The sequence below is a fragment of the Rodentibacter sp. genome (assembly GCF_057314195.1).
The window spans coordinates 12,024-29,318 of sequence record NZ_DBHLAM010000037.1 but is presented as its reverse complement, the minus strand read 5'-3'; the positions used below and the strand labels follow the sequence as shown (position 1 = coordinate 29,318).

Sequence of the window (17,295 nt, the reverse complement as noted above, 5' to 3'; positions counted from 1 at the left end):
TTGAACCGCACGTTTTTTTGCTGACTTGATATTAGCCAAGGTCAAACTCCTAAAATTTTTGTTAATTGATAGACAAAATAAAGGGCGTCAATATGCCGATTTTTTATACATTTGTCAATGAGTGATTTGTGTTGATTTCGGTGAGACACAACCGAAAGTAAGCATCGTTATTTTTACAAGCTTTTTCAATAGGGGCTCACACAAACGATGTGTGGCGGATTCTATCAGTTTTTTGGTACGGAATATAGCGTAAAAGCAAAATTTCTATACAATTAGGCTAAAATTTTCTGGCCCAAGAGAGCTTTATTTTGAGTAAACGACTTTTAAAATCCGGCATTATTGTAAGTGGAATGACTTTATTGTCGCGTGTGTTAGGCTTGCTGCGCGACGTGGTAATTGCTCACCTTATCGGTGCGGGAGCCGCGGCGGACGTATTTTTATTTGCTAACCGAATTCCGAATTTCCTACGCCGTTTATTTGCCGAAGGAGCCTTCTCGCAAGCGTTTGTGCCGGTATTGGCAGAATATCAAAAATCCGGTGATCTCAATAAAACCCGAGAATTTATCGGAAAAGTGTCCGGTACGTTGGGCGGTTTGGTCAGTATCGTAACGATTTTGGCCATGCTAGGCTCGCCGATCGTTGTGGCTTTATTCGGTATGGGCTGGTTCACCGATTGGTTAAACGATGGCCCTGACGCGCATAAATTTGAACAGGCTTCCCTGTTGCTCAAAATCACCTTTCCTTATTTATGGTTCATAACTTTCGTGGCGCTTTCCGGTGCGGTGCTCAACAGCATAGGTAAATTCGGCGTGATGTCATTTTCGCCGGTGCTGTTAAATATCGCTATGATTGCCACTGCGCTTTTTTTAGCCCCACAGATGGATAATCCCGACTTGGCTTTAGCAATCGGTATCTTTCTCGGCGGTTTGTTGCAGTTTTTGTTCCAAATTCCCTTTATGAAACAAGCGGGATTACTCGTTAAGCCTAAATGGGCGTGGCATGATGAGGGAGTGACGAAAATTCGTAAACTTATGCTCCCAGCTCTGTTTGGTGTGTCGGTGAGCCAAATCAATTTATTGTTGGATACGGTCATTGCCAGTTTTTTGATGACTGGTTCTATCAGTTGGCTTTATTATTCCGACCGCTTATTGGAATTTCCCCTTGGGTTATTCGGTATTGCGATTTCCACTGTAATTTTGCCGACACTTTCGCGCCATCATGTCAATCGCAAAGATAATTCGGTGCAAAGCGCGCTAGACTTTCGCAATACCATGGATTGGGGCGTGCGAATGATTTTATTACTCGGCGTGCCGGCCGCCGTCGGCATTGCGGTATTGGCTAAACCAATGTTGCTGACGCTGTTTATGCGTGGCAGTTTTACCCTTCATGACGTGCATGCGGCGTCTTATTCTTTATGGGCGTTTAACGCGGGCTTGCTGAGTTTTATGCTGATTAAAATTTTTGCCAACGGCTATTACGCGCGCCAAGACACCAAGACACCGGTAAAAATCGGTGTTATCGCCATGGTGAGCAATATGGGTTTCAATGTATTGGCGATTCCTTTTGGTTATGTGGGGTTGGCTATGGCTTCCGCCATGTCGGCGACCTTGAACGCATGTTTACTTTACCGCGGTTTAGCAAAAGCCGAAGTGTATCGTTTTTCGCACAAGAGTGCGCTCTTTTTGGCTAAAGTGTTTGCCGCCTCCGTGCTGATGGGCACCGCATTGAGCTACTACACGCCGGGCATTGAGCAATGGGCGTCCATGACTTTTTTAATGCGTGTGCATTGGCTTGCTTGGTTGATCGTTTTGGCTGTCTTGGTTTACGGCGGCATATTGATTTTATTAGGCATAAGGAAGTCTGCTTTTATTGCGGGTAAATTCGAGGAAAACACAGCCATTTAGCCGTCTAGATTGTCATTTATCGGTTTTTTCATTAGAATACCCACACATTATCAAGTTTTATTTTTTTAACTTAAAAAGGTGCGTTATGGCGAATTGGGAGGGCAAATATATCAGCCCTTATGCGGAGCATGGCAAAAAAAGTGAACAGGTGAAGAAAATTACCGTGTCGATTCCGATCAAAGTTTTAGAAATTTTAACCAACGAACGTACCCGCCGTCAGTTAAAAAGCCTACGTCACGCAACCAATAGCGAATTGCTTTGTGAGGCTTTTTTACATGCCTTTACCGGTCAACCCTTACCGACAGATGCAGATTTGATGAAAGAACGCCACGATGAAATTCCGGAAAACGCAAAAGAGATTATGCGTCAATTGGGAATTGATCCTGAAACTTGGGATTATTAACCGCTTTCTTTATTTAGCCCTTCTAAAATTGCACAATCGGGGCAATCGTTGCCCTGACAATCATCATGCCAGCGTTGCAATTCTGCGAGCATTTTTTCTAGTCGTTCGATTTGTCGTTTTAACGTTTCAATATGTTGCGCCGTGAGCACTTTAACTTCGCGGCTGTTGCGACGAGGGTTATCTTGCAACTGTATCAGTTGTTCGATTTGTTGTAAGGAAAAGCCCACATCGCGCGAATGGCGAATGAAATGCAACCGTTCAATATCTTTTTCTTCATAATGACGATAGCCGGAAAGGCTACGTGCCGCCGGTTTAAGCAAACCAAGCTTTTCATAATCCCGAATTTGTTTGGCGCTGAGTCCGCTTAATTTTGCCGCTTCGCTAATATTCATAAAAAAATCTTGACCTTAACCTTGAGTTAAGGTTTATAGTAGCCGACATCCGTTTATCATTCAATCTAAAATAAGGAGAAATCTATGAAAAACGTTCGTTTAACTATCACAGGGATGCATTGTGGCGGCTGTGTGAAAAGTGTCACGCAGGTGTTGGAAGCGCTTGACGGCGTAGAAAAAGTGAATGTCGATTTACAAGGCTATGCAGACATTCAATTTGATGAAAGCAAAGTTTCCGTCAGCCAATTAATTGAAACCATTGAGGACGCAGGTTTTGATGCAACAGAATAAAAAAATCCGTCTGCAAATTGAAGGCATGACTTGCCAATCTTGTGCCAGTCGCATTGAAAAAGTGCTGAATAAAAAGCCTTTCGTGTCGCAAGCAAATGTGAATTTTGCGGTGGAAGAAGCACAAGTGGAGTTTGATCCGAGCCAAGCCGACGTGGAAGAGATTATCGGCATTATTCAAAAAACGGGCTTTAAAGGCACCTTGAAAAGCGATTTGCCGGCCACTTCGTACAAACGACAAAAACCGCATTGGCGCCTTTGGTTGTTGCTGCTGATTAATATTCCGTTTCTGTTCGGTATGTTCGGAATGTTATTTGGTAATCATGATTTAATGTTGCCGCCGATGTGGCAATTTATTTTGGCGACCATCGTACAAGTCGGTTTGGCGATTCCGTTTTATCGCGGAGCCATCGGCAGTATTCGCGGCGGCCTTGCGAATATGGACGTATTGGTGAGCAGTGGCACGCTGACGATTTACCTTTATTCCACTTATATGCTGTTCCACCACCGTGCGTTGGGGCATGATGCGACGCATCACATTTACTTTGAAGCAGCGGTGATGGTGATCGGTTTTGTAAGTCTCGGTAAGTTTTTGGAAGAACGCACCAAAAAACACAGTTTGAACAGCCTTGAATTATTGCTCCAACTCACGCCGAAGCAAGTCAGCGTATTGCGAGCCGGCGCTTGGCGAAACATTCCGCTTGATCAAGTCAACGTCGGTGATGTATTGCGGGCCAATCATGGCGAACGCATCGCGGCGGATGGCGTGGTGGAAGAAGGCGACGGCTGGTGCGACGAAAGTCATTTAACCGGCGAATCTGTACCGCAAATGAAGCAACCGCAAAGTTCCGTACTGGCCGGTTCGATGGTGACGGAAGGCAGCCTGACTTATCGCGCGAATCAGCTCGGCGCGCAAACCTTGCTCGGTGATATGATGAGTGCGCTTTCTGAAGCGCAAGGTACAAAGGCGCCTATTGCGCGCTTTGCCGATAAAGTTGCCGGTATTTTTGTTCCGGCAGTACTTGCCGTTTCGGCGGTTACTTTTATGCTTACTTGGTTATTTACGAAGCAACTCGACACTTCCGTTATGCACGCCGTTGCGGTATTGGTGATTGCTTGTCCTTGCGCGCTTGGGCTTGCCACACCGGCCGCCATTATGGCCGGTATGGGTAAAGCAGTGAACAGCGGTATTTGGTTTAAAGACGCGGCGGCGATGGAGCAGGCGGCGCATATCGATACCGTGGTATTAGACAAAACCGGCACGTTAACGAACGGCGATCTTCAAGTGGTAGCCGTCTGGCGGCCTTCCAATGCGGTGCTCTCAGAGAAGTCACTTTACCGCATTGCCGCCACTGTCGAACAACATGCCGCTCATCCACTGGCGCAAGCCATTGTGCATACGGCACAAGAAATGAACCTCGAAATTAGCACCGCATTGGAAGCCCAAACGACGCCGGGTGCCGGAATTTGCGCACAAGTGGAAGGGGTGGGTTCGGTTAATGTCGGCACTCCGGCATTTTGTGGATTTGCCCTGCCGGAAAATTTACCGGATGTATGGCAAATTGCCAGTGTGGTGGCGGTTTCCATAAACGGTGAAGTGGCGGGTGCTTTTGCCTTGACGGACACGTTACGATCGGAAAGCAAGCAAGCGATCGCGCGCTTACGACAACGCAATATCGACGTGCTGATTATGAGCGGCGATCGCCAATCGGTGGTGGATTATGTTGCGCAACAGCTCGACATTCAACACGCTTTCGGCCAACTCAGCCCGCGTGATAAGGCGGCTAAAATTCGAGCCTTGCAGCAAGAAGGCAAAATTGTCGCGATGGTGGGCGATGGCATTAACGATGCAGCGGCGTTAGCCATGGCCGATGTCAGTTTCGCCATGAAATCGGGTTCCGATGTAGCGCAGCAAACCGCATCAGCGACTTTAATGCGTCAGTCCGTGAATCAATTAGCCGACGGAATTTTCATCGCGCAAGCTACCTTAACGAACATCAAACAAAACTTATTTTTTGCTTTGATTTACAACCTATTAGGTATTCCGCTCGCGGCATTAGGCTATTTAAGTCCGGTTATTGCAGGCGGTGCGATGGTGTTAAGCTCCATTTCGGTGCTGACCAATGCGTTAAGATTAAAACGTTTGAAACTCCGTTAATCAATAACCGTATAAGTTCGCTCCGTATAACAGCAGCACACAGAAAATGACGCCAATGCGGTGCGTAGACGGCGGTTGGTTTTTCGTATAATCGTCATTGCCGATTGGCACCGCATTCAAGCAAGGTTTATCGCCGTTCCTCGTATAAGTCGAAAGCTTGTCAGTATTGCGTATTAAACTATTTTGGTTTTTGGCCGTTTCCCTTTATGATGGCGAGGTGCCTTTTACAAGGGAATTTATGAAAAAAATACGCGTTATTCCGCATACCGCTTGGGCGGCAACTTCGCTTTGGTCCGTACGATTTAAAACTTTATGGGTTTTACTTTTGGCGTTGGCCGTCTTGGGCGCGGGCGATGGGTTGATCGTCCTTTCCGGACTCGGTTCAACACCTTGGACGGTGCTCTCGCAAGGCATTGCGTTACAAGGCGATATCAGTATCGGTTGGGCGTCATTTTTCATTAGCGGCATTGTTATGCTGGCGTGGTTACCGCTTAAACTCCGCTTCGGATTAGGTACCTTGCTGAATATTATCGTCATTGCCTTTTTCCTCGGATTGACCACCAAAACGTTACCGGCACCGACCACGCTTTTACTTCGCATCATCTTCGGCATCAGCGGCTTGTTTCTATACGGCTTGGGCACTGCATTTTATTTGACGTGTCATTTAGGCGCCGGGCCGCGTGATGGTTTAATGGTGGGCATTTGTCAGCGTTTTCATTGGAAAGTTGGCATCGTGCGTAGCGGTATTGAAATCTCGGTTTGTGTGTTGGGATTTTTTCTCGGCGGCACGGTGGGCGTCGGAACGCTGGTATTTGCCGCCGGAATTGGTTGGATTGTGCAAAGTTACTTAGCTTTAATTGCCCGCTTGCCAAATTCGACGTACGAAGGGAATAATTGAGGTTAGAGTGGCTTTGATAGAAATTAAACCTAAATTCATCTGTGTGTTTTTGCCGGCCGGCGGACAAAAAGCCAGGTGTTTATCCGCATCGTTAATCGGTTTCCAACGTCGCGGCTGAGAAGAACGACTGTTCGGATAGAATCCGATGGTCGGTACGTTAAACGCGCTGCTTAAATGCAGTGGCCCGGTTGAACCGGCAATAAACAAATCGGCACAAGCCAAAGAATGGGCAAAATCCACTAGGCCATGATTTTTATCGTAAATCGCCACGCGTGAGTCGTTCACTAATTGTGCCAGCTCATGGGCTTTTTCACTTTCGCCCGGCCCCGCTGTTAGCACCGCATTGCAATCAAATTCGGTAAGCAAGCCTTGAATTAATTCGGCATATTGAGGCAACGATAAATTCGTCGCCGAACCGCCGGAACCGCTATGCACGAAAATCCATTTTTTATTAGTTGAAATCCCTAACGTTTGGCTTAAAAAAACGCGCTGATTTCCGATCGCACTTTTATCGAAGGTTAAATAAGGCGGTTTTACTTCTACAATCGGCATATTCTGTTTTTTCAGAAATGCACGGACTAAATCTTGATTGTATTCCGCTTCTGATTTTTCCGAGCGGGAACGACGCTGAGTCAGACGATGATTATAGAAAAACTGAACAAATTTCGTAGCCGGTGCCAAGCGATATTTTATACCGCTTTTCCAGGCTAATTTGGCATTATGCGTATTGGAAAAAAAGCTGATTAACCCGTCAAAATGATGGTTTTTTATTTCATTAAGCAGTCGCCGAAAATCGGCTTTATCGTCTTTTTTACTATCAATAATGATACTGTCTAAATAAGGACAGATTTCAGCCAGTGGCGCTGTGTAAGCGGGCACTAGGGCGGTTAATTTTAATGACGGATTGGATGCCTTCAACATAGCAAATGCCGGCCACGCTTGTATAAAATCACCGAGTTTATCGTTACGAATGACTAAAATATTATTCATGCTTCGCTCTTTGCTGTTCGGTTCTCATCATGGCGTAGAACACAATAACGAGGAAAAAATAGAAAATATTGCCGGAATTGTGGTTAAAAAAGCTTTGACTTAAGCAATAAGTCATCGCTGAGATAATATGCATAATGCCTAATATGGCCGTCATTTTTACAGTTGAATTGCCGGCGGTTTTTAGTCCTTGTATGAAAATTCGTAATGGCAAGATGAAAACCCCGAGCAAAGCCAGTATTCCAAGCAGGCCGTATTTCGTCAATACATCTAAATATTGGTTATGAGCATGTTTAAATGTCCCTGCGTATTCACTAATAGTCCCTTCAGAAACCTGTTGCGTCTGTTTTTCTTGATAGCCTTTTACGCCCCAACCCAAAATCGGTTTTTCTTTTATCATCAATACGGCACCTTTCCACATATCAAATCGTGCGCCGAGCGAGGTACTCGTATTTTTTCCTGATAAATAAGAGGTAATATCATATTTAGCTTGGTTAAAACGCTCCATAACCCTCATTTCGGAGGTTTGAGCGGCGCCTACACCGGCCAGAATGAAAATGGAAATCGCGCCGATAAAAAATTTTTTTGATAAATAATGCCGATAAAACCAGAGGGAAAATATGATAAAAAGCGGCAAACCGATCCATCCTCCGCGTGCGCCGGATAAAAGGCTGCCAATGATGCCGAAAATAACCGCCGAAAAACATAGTAGGGCGGTTTTTTGCATTTTTCGCTCAAGAGAATAAAACCCTAAAACTAAGCTGAATATGCCTAAAGACATAGCAATGTCGCCCCCTTGAATATGCATAATTCTCGGCGAAAAAGCTAACCAAACTTGAGAAACGAAACGATCATAAATGGCGATACCGCCTGCGATTATTGCCCCAAGAGGAATACAATAAATAAATACTTGAGGGAGAAGCCGAATTTGCAGTAGAAGAATTAAAACAGGAATGAAAACTAACGCCCTACTTGGGTTATCCAATTCCCGAACGTTACCTTTGTGAATGAAAAGAGAGATGAGAAAAACAGCAAAATAGAAAACATAACAGCAAATTATCCATTTATCATTTTTTGAAAAGGCTAATTTCGTTTTTCGAGTTAATAGAAATAGGCTATATCCGACGCCGAGTACGCCACAAAAAAAAGGCATCCAGTTATATGCCCCTTTTGCTGCGAGAAGAGAAAGGAAGAAGAAGCCAATGGCAAAATTAATGACGGCAGAAAAAGATTTTTGTTTTGAGATTTGCATAAGTCATCACTCTAATAATAAAAAACCGCACTCAAAAGTGCGGTCGTATTTTAGTGCATTTTTAACAATTATAAAACGTCAACGCAGTTTAAGTCTTCGAAAGATTGTTCTAAGCGTTTAGACATTGATTCTTCCATTTTACGTAACCAAACACGCGGATCGTAGTATTTTTTGTTTGGTGCATCAGGGCCTTCCGGGTTGCCTAATTGACCTTGCAAATACGCTTCGTTCGCTTTGTAGAAGTTGAGAATACCGTTCCAAGACGCCCATTGGGTGTCGGTGTCGATATTCATTTTAATTGCGCCGTAGCTAATCGCTTCACGAATTTCTTCACGGGAAGAACCGGAACCACCGTGGAACACGAAATTGATTGGTTTTGCCGGAAGGTTACGTTCTTTGGCAACGAATTCTTGGCTTGCACCTAAGATAGATGGTTTTAATTTTACGTTACCCGGTTTGTACACGCCGTGTACGTTACCGAATGCGGCTGCAACGGTAAAGTTCGGGCTGACCGGATGTAATTGGTCGTAAACATAAAGCACATCAGACGGTTGGGTGTAAAGACGAGATTCATCGACGCCGGAGTTGTCCACGCCATCTTCTTCACCACCGGTGATACCGATTTCGATTTCAAGGGTCATCCCCATTTTATCCATACGGGCAAGGTATTCACGGCAGATTGCCATATTTTCTTCCATTGGCTCTTCGGAAAGGTCAAGCATGTGGGAAGAGAATAATGGACGACCGGTTTCAGCGAAGTGTTTTTCACCGGCTTCAAGTAAGCCGTCGATCCATGGAAGTAATTTTTTCGCTGCGTGGTCGGTGTGTAAAATTACCGGTACGCCGTATTCTTTGGCTAAAGTATGAACGTGTTTTGCACCTGCAATCGCACCTAACACGTCAGGACGGGCACCGCTGGTCGGTTTGATGCCTTTGCCTGCGTAGAATGCGGCACCGCCATTAGAGAATTGAATAATGACCGGCGCTTTCACGCGGGCAGCCGTTTCTAATACGGCATTCACGGAGTCGGAGCCGACACAGTTTACGGCAGGAAGTGCGAAGCCGTGTTCTTTTGCGTATGCGAATACTTTTTGAACATCTTCACCGGTAAGTACGCCCGGTTTGACGATATCTAATAATTTAGCCATAGTTGTGTTTCCTTTTTATGTGGAGTGGGTTTTACCCCACCGTTTGAAAAATTAAGATTTTTTATTGATAGCGCGCGTCTCCTGACGCGTGCGGACTTGCATTTTGATTTGGACACGCGTCGGGAGACGCGCGCCATCGTTATCTTATGCAGGAAAAGTGCAGTTAATTTTTCGCACGTTTCTCAAGAATTTCCACGGCCGGTAAGGTTTTACCTTCGACGAATTCTAAGAATGCACCGCCGCCGGTGGAGATATAGGAAATTTTGTCTGCGATACCGAATAAATCAATTGCTGCAAGCGTATCACCACCGCCTGCAATAGAGAAAGCGTCGCTGTCAGCAATGGCGTGAGAAATAATTTCTGTTCCTTTGCGGAAGTTCGGGAATTCAAATACACCCACCGGGCCGTTCCATAAAACGGTTTTCGCATTTTTAATGATTTCGGCAAGTTGTGCAGCAGATTTGTCGCCGATATCGAAAATGGATTCGTCATCTTTCACTTCGGTCACGGATTTTTCTGTTGCCGGTGCAGTTTCGGAGAATTCAGTACCGACGCGCACATCCACCGGCACAGGAATATCGGTGCTTGCGGCTAATTCTTTAGCCACCGGGATTAAATCGGCTTCATATAAGGATTTGCCTACGTTATGACCGGCTGCGGCAATAAAGGTGTTGGCGATACCGCCACCTACGATAATTTGGTCAGCAATTTTGGAAAGAGAATTTAACACTTCTAATTTGGTGGAAACTTTAGAACCACCCACGATAGCCACCATCGGACGTGCCGGTTCTTTTAATGCTTTACCAAGCGCATCAAGTTCTGCGGCAAGCAATGGACCTGCACAGGCAACCGGCGCGAATTCGGCAACGCCGTAAGTAGACGCTTGCGCACGGTGTGCCGTACCGAAAGCGTCCATCACAAACACATCGCAAAGTGCGGCGTATTTTTTGCCTAATTCAGGATCGTTTTTCTTCTCGCCTTTGTTGACGCGGACGTTTTCCAATACCACGATTTCGCCCGCTTTTACATCGACACCGTTAAGGTAATCACGCACCAAGCGTACCGGAACATCAAGATGTTCGTTTAAATAATCAACAACAGGTTGGAGGGAATCTTCAGGGGTGAATTCACCTTCGGTCGGACGACCTAAGTGAGAGGTGACCATCACTTTAGCGCCTTTTTCCAAGGCTAATTTTAAGGTCGGGATGGTGGCACGAATACGCGCATCGGATGTGACTTTCCCGTCTTTCACCGGCACATTAAGATCGGCGCGGATAAATACGCGTTTACCGTTTAAATCTAAATCGGTCATCTTAATTACAGACATAATTTACCTCTTTGCTTGTTAAAAATAGGACTGCCCGCATTATACCTAGTTCTCGCTAGGTTGTAACGATTTAGATCAAATAAATGCGAATAACTTTCGATAACTAAAAGCTTACTATTTAGGACAATTCATCACTTGCCACCGCTTGTCGTAACAAATAAATATTTCGTTGCGGCTCGCGTTTAAATAGGCATTTTTCAACTGCGGATTATGTTGTTTTAGCCAACGGAACAATTCACTGCGATTCAGATTTTGGAGCGGCAAATGCAACGAGGTAAATAATTCTTGTTCCTTGGCGAAGTATTTTTCAGCGGAATCAAAGGCGCAACTGCCGTGTTTTTCCCACTCGCCTTGTAACAATTCAGCGCTTGGTGACATGGTTAAATAAGGTTTGATGATATTTTGGGGTAATGCCGGCAAATCTCCTCGACAAAAGCGCGGATGTTCGGAAGCGGATCGCGCATTGGCATTTTGCGGCCATAAACCGTGCACCACCCAGCCGAAGTTGCGATCAGCACCGCATTGAAAACGGAACGAATAGGGGAGATTTCGGCCGTATTTTTCCCGTTGCGTTTCGCAAAAACCGGGCGACCAAGAGAGCACCAACACATAATAATCCGCCGGCGCATCGGCGTTTTGCCCGATGGGGTCATCGCGCATCAGCACATCATAATCGGCAAAAACACTGTCGCTGGTGAGCGTGTCGGGACTTTTCGGTTGAATTTCGGTTGGTTTGACGAATTGAGGCGAAGCATCTTTTCGCCCATCGATAAAATATTGCCAAACGCTGAAGGCAACAAGAGCAATAATGGGAAGTGCGGAAAGTCGTTTTTTCATAAAATCCGTTCGTTTTTTGTTAATTGGTTATTTGTCGGCTATAATTCGCCGCTTTCTATTTCAACTCAAATTATTCGATCGAGGATTAGCATGGCGTTACTCATCACTCACAAATGCACAAATTGCGATATGTGCTTGCCGGAATGCCCGAATGAGGCGATTTCCGTTGGTGATGATATTTACGTGATTGATCCCACTCTTTGTACCGAATGCGTCGGCCACTACGACACGCCAACTTGCCAAAAAGTGTGTCCGATTACCAACTGCATTAAGCCGGATCCGGCTCATCAAGAAAGCGAAGCGCAACTTTGGGAACGTTTTGTGATGATTCACCATTCGGACGAACTGTAAAGCCAAGAGCGAAGGCGCGTCGTTTTTCTATGTTCCGTAAGATAAATAAAATTAAACTGCTCAAAATCGCCGCGATTTTGATTTATCTGTTCAGCCCGATTGATCTTCTGCCTGAAGCGCTACTCGGATGGTTCGGATTGACGGACGATGTGGCGGCGGTTTGCTTGTTGATTAAACTTTTATTGGAAAAGTAACGCTTTTTTATTGTGCAGAACAGTATTGTGCAAAACGGCGTGCCGGAAGGGTTCAATGCGGTGCTGATCCGGCACCTCATCGCAATCGTTGCCTTTCTTTTCCTTTTCCGGCATTAAGCGGTTACGCCGTTTTCATTTGAAAAATGACCGATTCCGCCTGACAACAAAAGGCGAATTCGGCTTCCAACAAATAACCGTTTTCCGTATGCGTGATTTCTGCACGAATTTCGCAAGGCTCGCTTTCCACTTCTCGGGCTTTTTGCGTGAAGAAATTTAATGCGGCTTGCGCTTGTTCTTGCGTGTCATAAATGTAGGCGATTTGTTGCGTGCAATCACGATTATCAAATAGTGATTTCATATCAAAAGTATTACAACCCACGCATTCGATCGGTTTTTCGGTTTGAATGGCCATGTTTCGCTCCTTTTTTAATTATTTGACCGCCACGAAACCCACGGCGTCATACACTTTGGCAAGGGTTTCTTGCGCTTTTTCACGCGCTTTTTTTGCGCCTTGACGCAATACTTCGTCAAGCAAGGCTTCGTCGTTGCGGTACTGATGAAAACGTTCTTGTAAACCGGTAAGTAGGTTGGACACTTCATCCGCCACGGCAGTTTTTAAATGTCCATACATTTTGCCTTCGAATTCTTGTTCCAGAACAGCGATCGATTTATCGGTTACGGCAGAAAGAATATCTAGCAGGTTCGATACGCCTGCTTTATTTTGCACGTCGTAACGCACTACCGGCGGCTCGTCGGAATCCGTGACTGCGCGTTTGATTTTTTTCGCTACGGATTTCGGATCTTCCAACAGCGTGACGACGTTATTGCGATTGTCATCAGATTTCGACATTTTCTTTTCCGGTTCTTGCAGCGACATGATGCGCGCGCCGGCTTTGCCGATAAAAATTTCCGGCACGGTGAAAATATCGCCGTACAGGGCGTTAAATCGGTTTGCAATATCGCGCGTGATTTCTAAATGTTGTTTTTGATCATCACCGACCGGTACACTTTTGGCTTGATAAAGCAAAATATCCGCAGCCATCAGTACGGGATAATCGAACAGCCCCACATTAATATTTTCCGCATAACGGGCGGATTTGTCTTTAAATTGAGTCATGCGACTCATTTCGCCGAAGTATGTATAACAGTTCAATACCCAGCTTAATTGGGTATGTTCCGGCACGTGGGATTGTACAAAAATTGTCGCTTTATTCGGATCGATACCGCACGCGAGATATAATGCCACCACATCCAGCGTAGCTTTACGAAGCGCTACAGGATCTTGACGCACGGTAATAGCGTGTAAATCCACTACGCAAAAAATACATTCGTAATCCTCTTGCATTTTCACCCAGTTACGCAACGCGCCTAAATAGTTGCCGATGGTCAGTTCGCCGGAAGGTTGCACACCGCTAAATACGATTGGTTTTGCCATGAATTGTCCTTTTTATTTTTAATCATAAATCGGGCAGTATCATATCAAAAGATAGGCGCTTTTTTAATGTCGGAGTTCAAAACAGGCGCTAAAAATGCTATATTGCGGCCAATTTTGACCTGTTTCATTACGTGTTTACGTTTTATATGAAGAATTATCATGATATGGCACTGGCGCTTGCCGGTGTTTGTCAAGCGGCGGCATTAATCGATCAACTTGCCATGACGGGTGAGGTAACGCCGCAGGATGCCTTTCAAACCACCATTCGTTCCCTTTTAGTCATGCAGCCGGAAAATACGCCGGCGGTGTTTGGCGGCCAGCCGCGTCATTTGAAGCTCGGTTTAGAAACATTAATCGAACAACTGACCCATTTAAATAATCGCAACATTATGAATTATTGGAGCGCAATGTTGGGGTTAGAAGCCCGTTTGAATCAAAATCCGGAAGTTAAGACGCTGCTGGGGCACCGCATTCGACGCTTGCCGGAACAGTTGGCCTATCATGAATTGTTCGATGCGCAAATGCTTTCCGTTATGGCGAATATCTATATCGACGTCGTCAGTCCGTTAGGCCGCAAAATTCATATCATCGGCGCGCCTGATTATCTGCAACAACAATACGTGCAAGATAAAGTGCGCGCTTGTTTGCTTGCCGGCATTCGTGCCGCCGTATTGTGGCGTCAAGTGGGCGGCACCAAATGGCAGTTGCTATTTTTCCGCGGAAAAATCCTTAATGCTGCGCACGAGATTTATTCACATATCTTCTCTTAACTATTCCTTACACACCGGAGTATTTTATGCAACTTTCCGCACTCACCGCGATTTCCCCGATAGACGGACGTTATCAAGACAAAGCGAGCGCGCTGCGCGACATTTTCAGCGAATTCGGCTTACTTAAATTCCGCGTCACCGTGGAAGTTCGCTGGTTACAAAAATTGGCGGCAACCGCCGAAATTTCTGAGGTTTCCACTTTATCGAAAGAAGCAAACGATTACCTTGATACAATCGTGCGCGAGTTTAGCCTTGAGGATGCGCAACGCATCAAAGAAATTGAACGCACCACCAATCATGACGTGAAAGCGGTGGAATATTTCTTAAAAGAAAAAAGCGAAGCGTTGCCGGAATTAGCCAAAGTTTCCGAATTCATTCATTTTGCTTGTACTTCGGAAGACATTAACAACCTTTCTCACGCATTAATGCTAAAAACTGCGCGCGACACGGTAATTCTTCCGGAATGGCAAAAACTCATTGATGAAATCACCCGTCTTGCGAACGAATACAAAACCATCCCGTTACTTTCCCGCACACACGGTCAACCGGCTTCGCCGAGTACCGTCGGCAAAGAAATGGCAAACGTAGCGTATCGTTTACGCCGTCAATTCAAGCAATTACAACAAAACGAAATTCTCGGCAAAATCAATGGCGCGGTGGGCAATTACAATGCGCACTTGTCTGCTTATCCGAATATCGATTGGCACCAATTCAGCGAGGAATTTGTCACTTCTCTCGGCTTGAACTGGAACCCATATACCACGCAAATCGAACCGCACGATTATATTGCGGAATATTTCGATACGATGGTACGTTTCAATACGATTATTATCGATTTTGATCGCGATCTTTGGGGTTACATTGCGCTTAACCATTTCAAACAACGTACCGTCGCGGGCGAAATCGGTTCTTCCACCATGCCGCACAAAGTAAATCCGATTGATTTTGAAAACTCTGAAGGCAACCTGGGGTTAGCCAATGCGGTAATGACCCATTTGGCGCAAAAATTGCCGATTTCCCGCTGGCAGCGCGATTTAACGGATTCCACCGTTTTACGTAACCTTGGTGTGGGCGTAGGGTATTGCTTAATCGCGTATGCGGCGACCCGTAAAGGCATCAGTAAATTAGAAGTCAATGAGCAACATTTACGTGACGAACTTGAGCAAAACTGGGAAGTGCTGGCCGAACCGATTCAAACCGTGATGCGTCGTTACGGCATTGAAAAACCTTACGAAAAACTCAAAGAACTGACCCGCGGCAAACGGGTGGATAAACAAGCCATGCGTGAATTTGTGGAAAAACTGGATATTCCGGCAAACGAAAAAGCCCGTTTGCAGCAATTAACGCCGGCGACGTACATCGGTGCGGCAGCGGCGCTTGTTGAAAAGCTTTAATTTTGCTGCCGCTCAAGCACTTGTTTAAGCACCGTCTTGACGTATTTGGATCTCTCAAATAGCACCGCATTGGAGCCACTTCCAATGCGGTGCTATTTTGCATAGAGAACGGCGATAAAACCGAAATTAGATGCAGATCAAAGCAAGCGTATTTTTCGCAAGACAAAAATTCAAAATAGCTTTATCATAACGCCCGATTTAGGCTTGCCTAATACGCGTTTTATTAACTTAAAGAGGAAAACAAAAATGGCAAAAATCGTTAAAGTCATTGGTCGCGAAATTATTGATTCTCGCGGTAATCCGACTGTTGAAGCGGAAGTTCATTTAGAAGGCGGTTTCGTGGGCCTCGCAGCGGCTCCATCCGGTGCTTCTACCGGTTCACGCGAAGCGTTGGAATTACGCGATGGCGACAAATCCCGTTTTTTAGGTAAAGGTGTATTAAAAGCAGTTGCTGCGGTAAATGGTCCGATTGCAGAGGCAATTCTTGGTAAAGACGCATCAAACCAAGCTGAAATTGACCAAATTATGATTGATTTAGACGGTACAGAAAATAAATCCAAATTCGGCGCTAACGCGATTCTTGCCGTATCTCTTGCTAACGCCAAAGCAGCGGCGGCATCCAAAGGTCTTCCGCTTTACGCTTATATCGCCGAACTCAATGGCACACCGGGCGTATATTCAATGCCATTACCAATGATGAACATCATTAACGGTGGTGAACACGCGGATAATAACGTTGATATTCAAGAATTTATGATTCAACCGGTCGGCGCAAAAACCTTACGTGAAGCACTTCGCATCGGTGCAGAAGTATTCCACAATCTTGCGAAAGTATTAAAATCTAAGGGCATGAGCACTGCTGTTGGTGACGAAGGTGGTTTTGCGCCAAACTTAGCCTCTAACGCTGACGCGTTAGCCTGTATCAAAGAAGCCGTAGAAAAAGCAGGTTATGTATTAGGTAAAGATGTGACCTTGGCAATGGACTGCGCCTCTTCCGAGTTCTACAACAAAGAAACCGGCAAATATGAAATGAAAGGCGAAGGCCGTTCATTCACGTCTCAAGAATTCACACACTATCTTGAAGAATTAACCAAACAATACCCAATCGTATCTATTGAAGACGGTCAGGATGAATCGGACTGGGAAGGCTTCGCATACCAAACTAAAGTATTGGGCGACCGCATTCAATTAGTGGGCGACGACTTATTCGTAACCAATACCAAAATCTTAAAAGAAGGTATCGAAAAAGGTATCGCCAACTCTATCTTAATCAAGTTTAACCAAATCGGTTCTTTAACCGAAACCTTGGCGGCCATTAAAATGGCGAAAGATGCCGGTTACACAGCAGTCATCTCTCACCGTTCAGGCGAAACTGAAGATGCGACTATCGCTGATTTAGCGGTTGGTACTGCAGCAGGTCAAATCAAAACCGGTTCAATGAGCCGTTCCGACCGTATCGCAAAATACAACCAATTAATCCGTATTGAAGAAGCGTTAGAGCGCGCCGGCACACCGGCACCATTCCCGGGCTTAAAAGCGGTTAAAGGTCAGGCGTAA

The 17,295-nt window shown here is 45.5% G+C and carries 19 protein-coding genes; 10 read left to right on the top strand and 9 right to left on the bottom strand.

Going from position 1 to position 17,295, the window contains the following annotated elements:
- Window positions 1-308: 308 nt before the first annotated feature.
- Complete coding sequence (gene murJ / locus ACO59Y_RS05630; RefSeq protein ID WP_486131400.1) at window positions 309-1,904, top strand: murein biosynthesis integral membrane protein MurJ; 1,596 nt, start codon at window positions 309-311, stop codon at window positions 1,902-1,904.
- Window positions 1,905-1,989: 85 nt separating this feature from the next.
- A complete protein-coding gene (gene metJ / locus ACO59Y_RS05625; protein WP_373603706.1) occupies window positions 1,990-2,307 on the top strand; it encodes a met regulon transcriptional regulator MetJ in 318 nt (105 codons plus the stop codon).
- Here metJ and cueR read toward each other — a convergent pair.
- On the bottom strand, window positions 2,304-2,699 hold the full coding sequence (gene cueR, locus ACO59Y_RS05620; protein WP_486131397.1) for a Cu(I)-responsive transcriptional regulator: 396 nt from the start codon (window positions 2,697-2,699) through the stop codon (window positions 2,304-2,306). The genes metJ and cueR overlap by 4 nt on opposite strands.
- A gap of 84 nt (window positions 2,700-2,783) precedes the next feature.
- Between cueR and ACO59Y_RS05615 the strand changes: the two genes are divergently transcribed.
- The 3 genes from ACO59Y_RS05615 to yczE all read left to right on the top strand — a co-directional run bounded on the left by ACO59Y_RS05615 (window position 2,784) and on the right by yczE (window position 6,043).
- Window positions 2,784-2,990 (top strand): heavy-metal-associated domain-containing protein, encoded by a 207-nt coding sequence (locus tag ACO59Y_RS05615; protein ID WP_486131395.1) that lies wholly within the window; start codon window positions 2,784-2,786, stop codon window positions 2,988-2,990.
- Complete coding sequence (locus ACO59Y_RS05610) at window positions 2,977-5,145, top strand: heavy metal translocating P-type ATPase (protein WP_486131393.1); 2,169 nt, start codon at window positions 2,977-2,979, stop codon at window positions 5,143-5,145. Before ACO59Y_RS05615 ends, ACO59Y_RS05610 begins: the two co-directional genes overlap by 14 nt.
- A gap of 238 nt (window positions 5,146-5,383) precedes the next feature.
- Window positions 5,384-6,043: a membrane protein YczE gene (gene yczE / locus ACO59Y_RS05605; protein WP_486131391.1), complete on the top strand. Its 660-nt coding sequence runs from the start codon at window positions 5,384-5,386 to the stop codon at window positions 6,041-6,043.
- On the opposite strand, the gene ACO59Y_RS05600 is transcribed toward yczE, so the two are convergent.
- From ACO59Y_RS05600 to ACO59Y_RS05580, 5 genes are all read right to left on the bottom strand, one after another.
- Entirely contained in the window at window positions 5,999-7,033 is a 1,035-nt protein-coding gene (locus ACO59Y_RS05600; RefSeq protein WP_486131389.1) for a glycosyltransferase family 9 protein, read from the bottom strand. The two genes, yczE and ACO59Y_RS05600, sit on opposite strands and share 45 nt — an antisense overlap.
- Window positions 7,026-8,282 carry an O-antigen ligase family protein gene (locus tag ACO59Y_RS05595; RefSeq protein ID WP_486131387.1) on the bottom strand — a complete coding sequence of 419 codons (1,257 nt, stop codon included), beginning with the start codon at window positions 8,280-8,282 and terminating at the stop codon, window positions 7,026-7,028. The genes ACO59Y_RS05600 and ACO59Y_RS05595 overlap by 8 nt, the downstream gene beginning before the upstream one ends.
- Window positions 8,283-8,350: 68 nt before the next feature.
- Window positions 8,351-9,430 carry a class II fructose-bisphosphate aldolase gene (fbaA, locus tag ACO59Y_RS05590; RefSeq protein ID WP_442541528.1) on the bottom strand — a complete coding sequence of 360 codons (1,080 nt, stop codon included), beginning with the start codon at window positions 9,428-9,430 and terminating at the stop codon, window positions 8,351-8,353.
- A gap of 163 nt (window positions 9,431-9,593) precedes the next feature.
- A complete protein-coding gene (gene pgk / locus ACO59Y_RS05585) occupies window positions 9,594-10,757 on the bottom strand; it encodes a phosphoglycerate kinase (RefSeq protein WP_486131385.1) in 1,164 nt (387 codons plus the stop codon).
- Between the two features lie 114 nt (window positions 10,758-10,871).
- Complete coding sequence (locus tag ACO59Y_RS05580; protein ID WP_486131383.1) at window positions 10,872-11,594, bottom strand: ribonuclease T2 family protein; 723 nt, start codon at window positions 11,592-11,594, stop codon at window positions 10,872-10,874.
- A 90-nt stretch (window positions 11,595-11,684) separates the two neighbouring features.
- Between ACO59Y_RS05580 and ACO59Y_RS05575 the strand changes: the two genes are divergently transcribed.
- Both ACO59Y_RS05575 and ACO59Y_RS05570 read left to right on the top strand, forming a co-directional pair.
- Entirely contained in the window at window positions 11,685-11,945 is a 261-nt protein-coding gene (locus ACO59Y_RS05575) for a YfhL family 4Fe-4S dicluster ferredoxin (RefSeq protein ID WP_373603716.1), read from the top strand.
- A gap of 29 nt (window positions 11,946-11,974) precedes the next feature.
- Window positions 11,975-12,139 carry a DUF1232 domain-containing protein gene (locus ACO59Y_RS05570; RefSeq protein ID WP_373603717.1) on the top strand — a complete coding sequence of 55 codons (165 nt, stop codon included), beginning with the start codon at window positions 11,975-11,977 and terminating at the stop codon, window positions 12,137-12,139.
- Here the strand turns inward: ACO59Y_RS05570 and ACO59Y_RS05565 are convergent.
- From ACO59Y_RS05565 to trpS, 3 genes are read right to left on the bottom strand one after another with little or no spacing between them, the layout of a single operon-like run.
- Window positions 12,125-12,253, bottom strand: coding sequence for a hypothetical protein (locus ACO59Y_RS05565; RefSeq protein ID WP_486131380.1), 129 nt, complete (start codon window positions 12,251-12,253; stop codon window positions 12,125-12,127). The two genes, ACO59Y_RS05570 and ACO59Y_RS05565, sit on opposite strands and share 15 nt — an antisense overlap.
- 7 nt (window positions 12,254-12,260) lie before the next feature.
- On the bottom strand, window positions 12,261-12,551 hold the full coding sequence (locus tag ACO59Y_RS05560; RefSeq protein WP_373603719.1) for a YfcZ/YiiS family protein: 291 nt from the start codon (window positions 12,549-12,551) through the stop codon (window positions 12,261-12,263).
- 18 nt (window positions 12,552-12,569) lie between these two features.
- Window positions 12,570-13,574, bottom strand: a complete 1,005-nt coding sequence (gene trpS / locus ACO59Y_RS05555; RefSeq protein ID WP_486131378.1) for a tryptophan--tRNA ligase — start codon at window positions 13,572-13,574, stop codon at window positions 12,570-12,572.
- Between the two features lie 146 nt (window positions 13,575-13,720).
- On the opposite strand from trpS, the gene hflD reads away from it, so the two are divergent.
- The 3 genes from hflD (at window position 13,721) to eno (ending at window position 17,295) form a co-directional block, all read left to right on the top strand.
- Window positions 13,721-14,344, top strand: coding sequence for a high frequency lysogenization protein HflD (hflD, locus tag ACO59Y_RS05550; protein WP_373603721.1), 624 nt, complete (start codon window positions 13,721-13,723; stop codon window positions 14,342-14,344).
- Window positions 14,345-14,370: 26 nt separating this feature from the next.
- Window positions 14,371-15,738 carry an adenylosuccinate lyase gene (purB, locus tag ACO59Y_RS05545; protein ID WP_486131376.1) on the top strand — a complete coding sequence of 456 codons (1,368 nt, stop codon included), beginning with the start codon at window positions 14,371-14,373 and terminating at the stop codon, window positions 15,736-15,738.
- A 246-nt stretch (window positions 15,739-15,984) separates the two neighbouring features.
- The gene (gene eno, locus ACO59Y_RS05540; protein ID WP_373603723.1) at window positions 15,985-17,295 is read left to right on the top strand and encodes a phosphopyruvate hydratase; all 1,311 of its coding nucleotides are present in this window, start codon (window positions 15,985-15,987) and stop codon (window positions 17,293-17,295) included.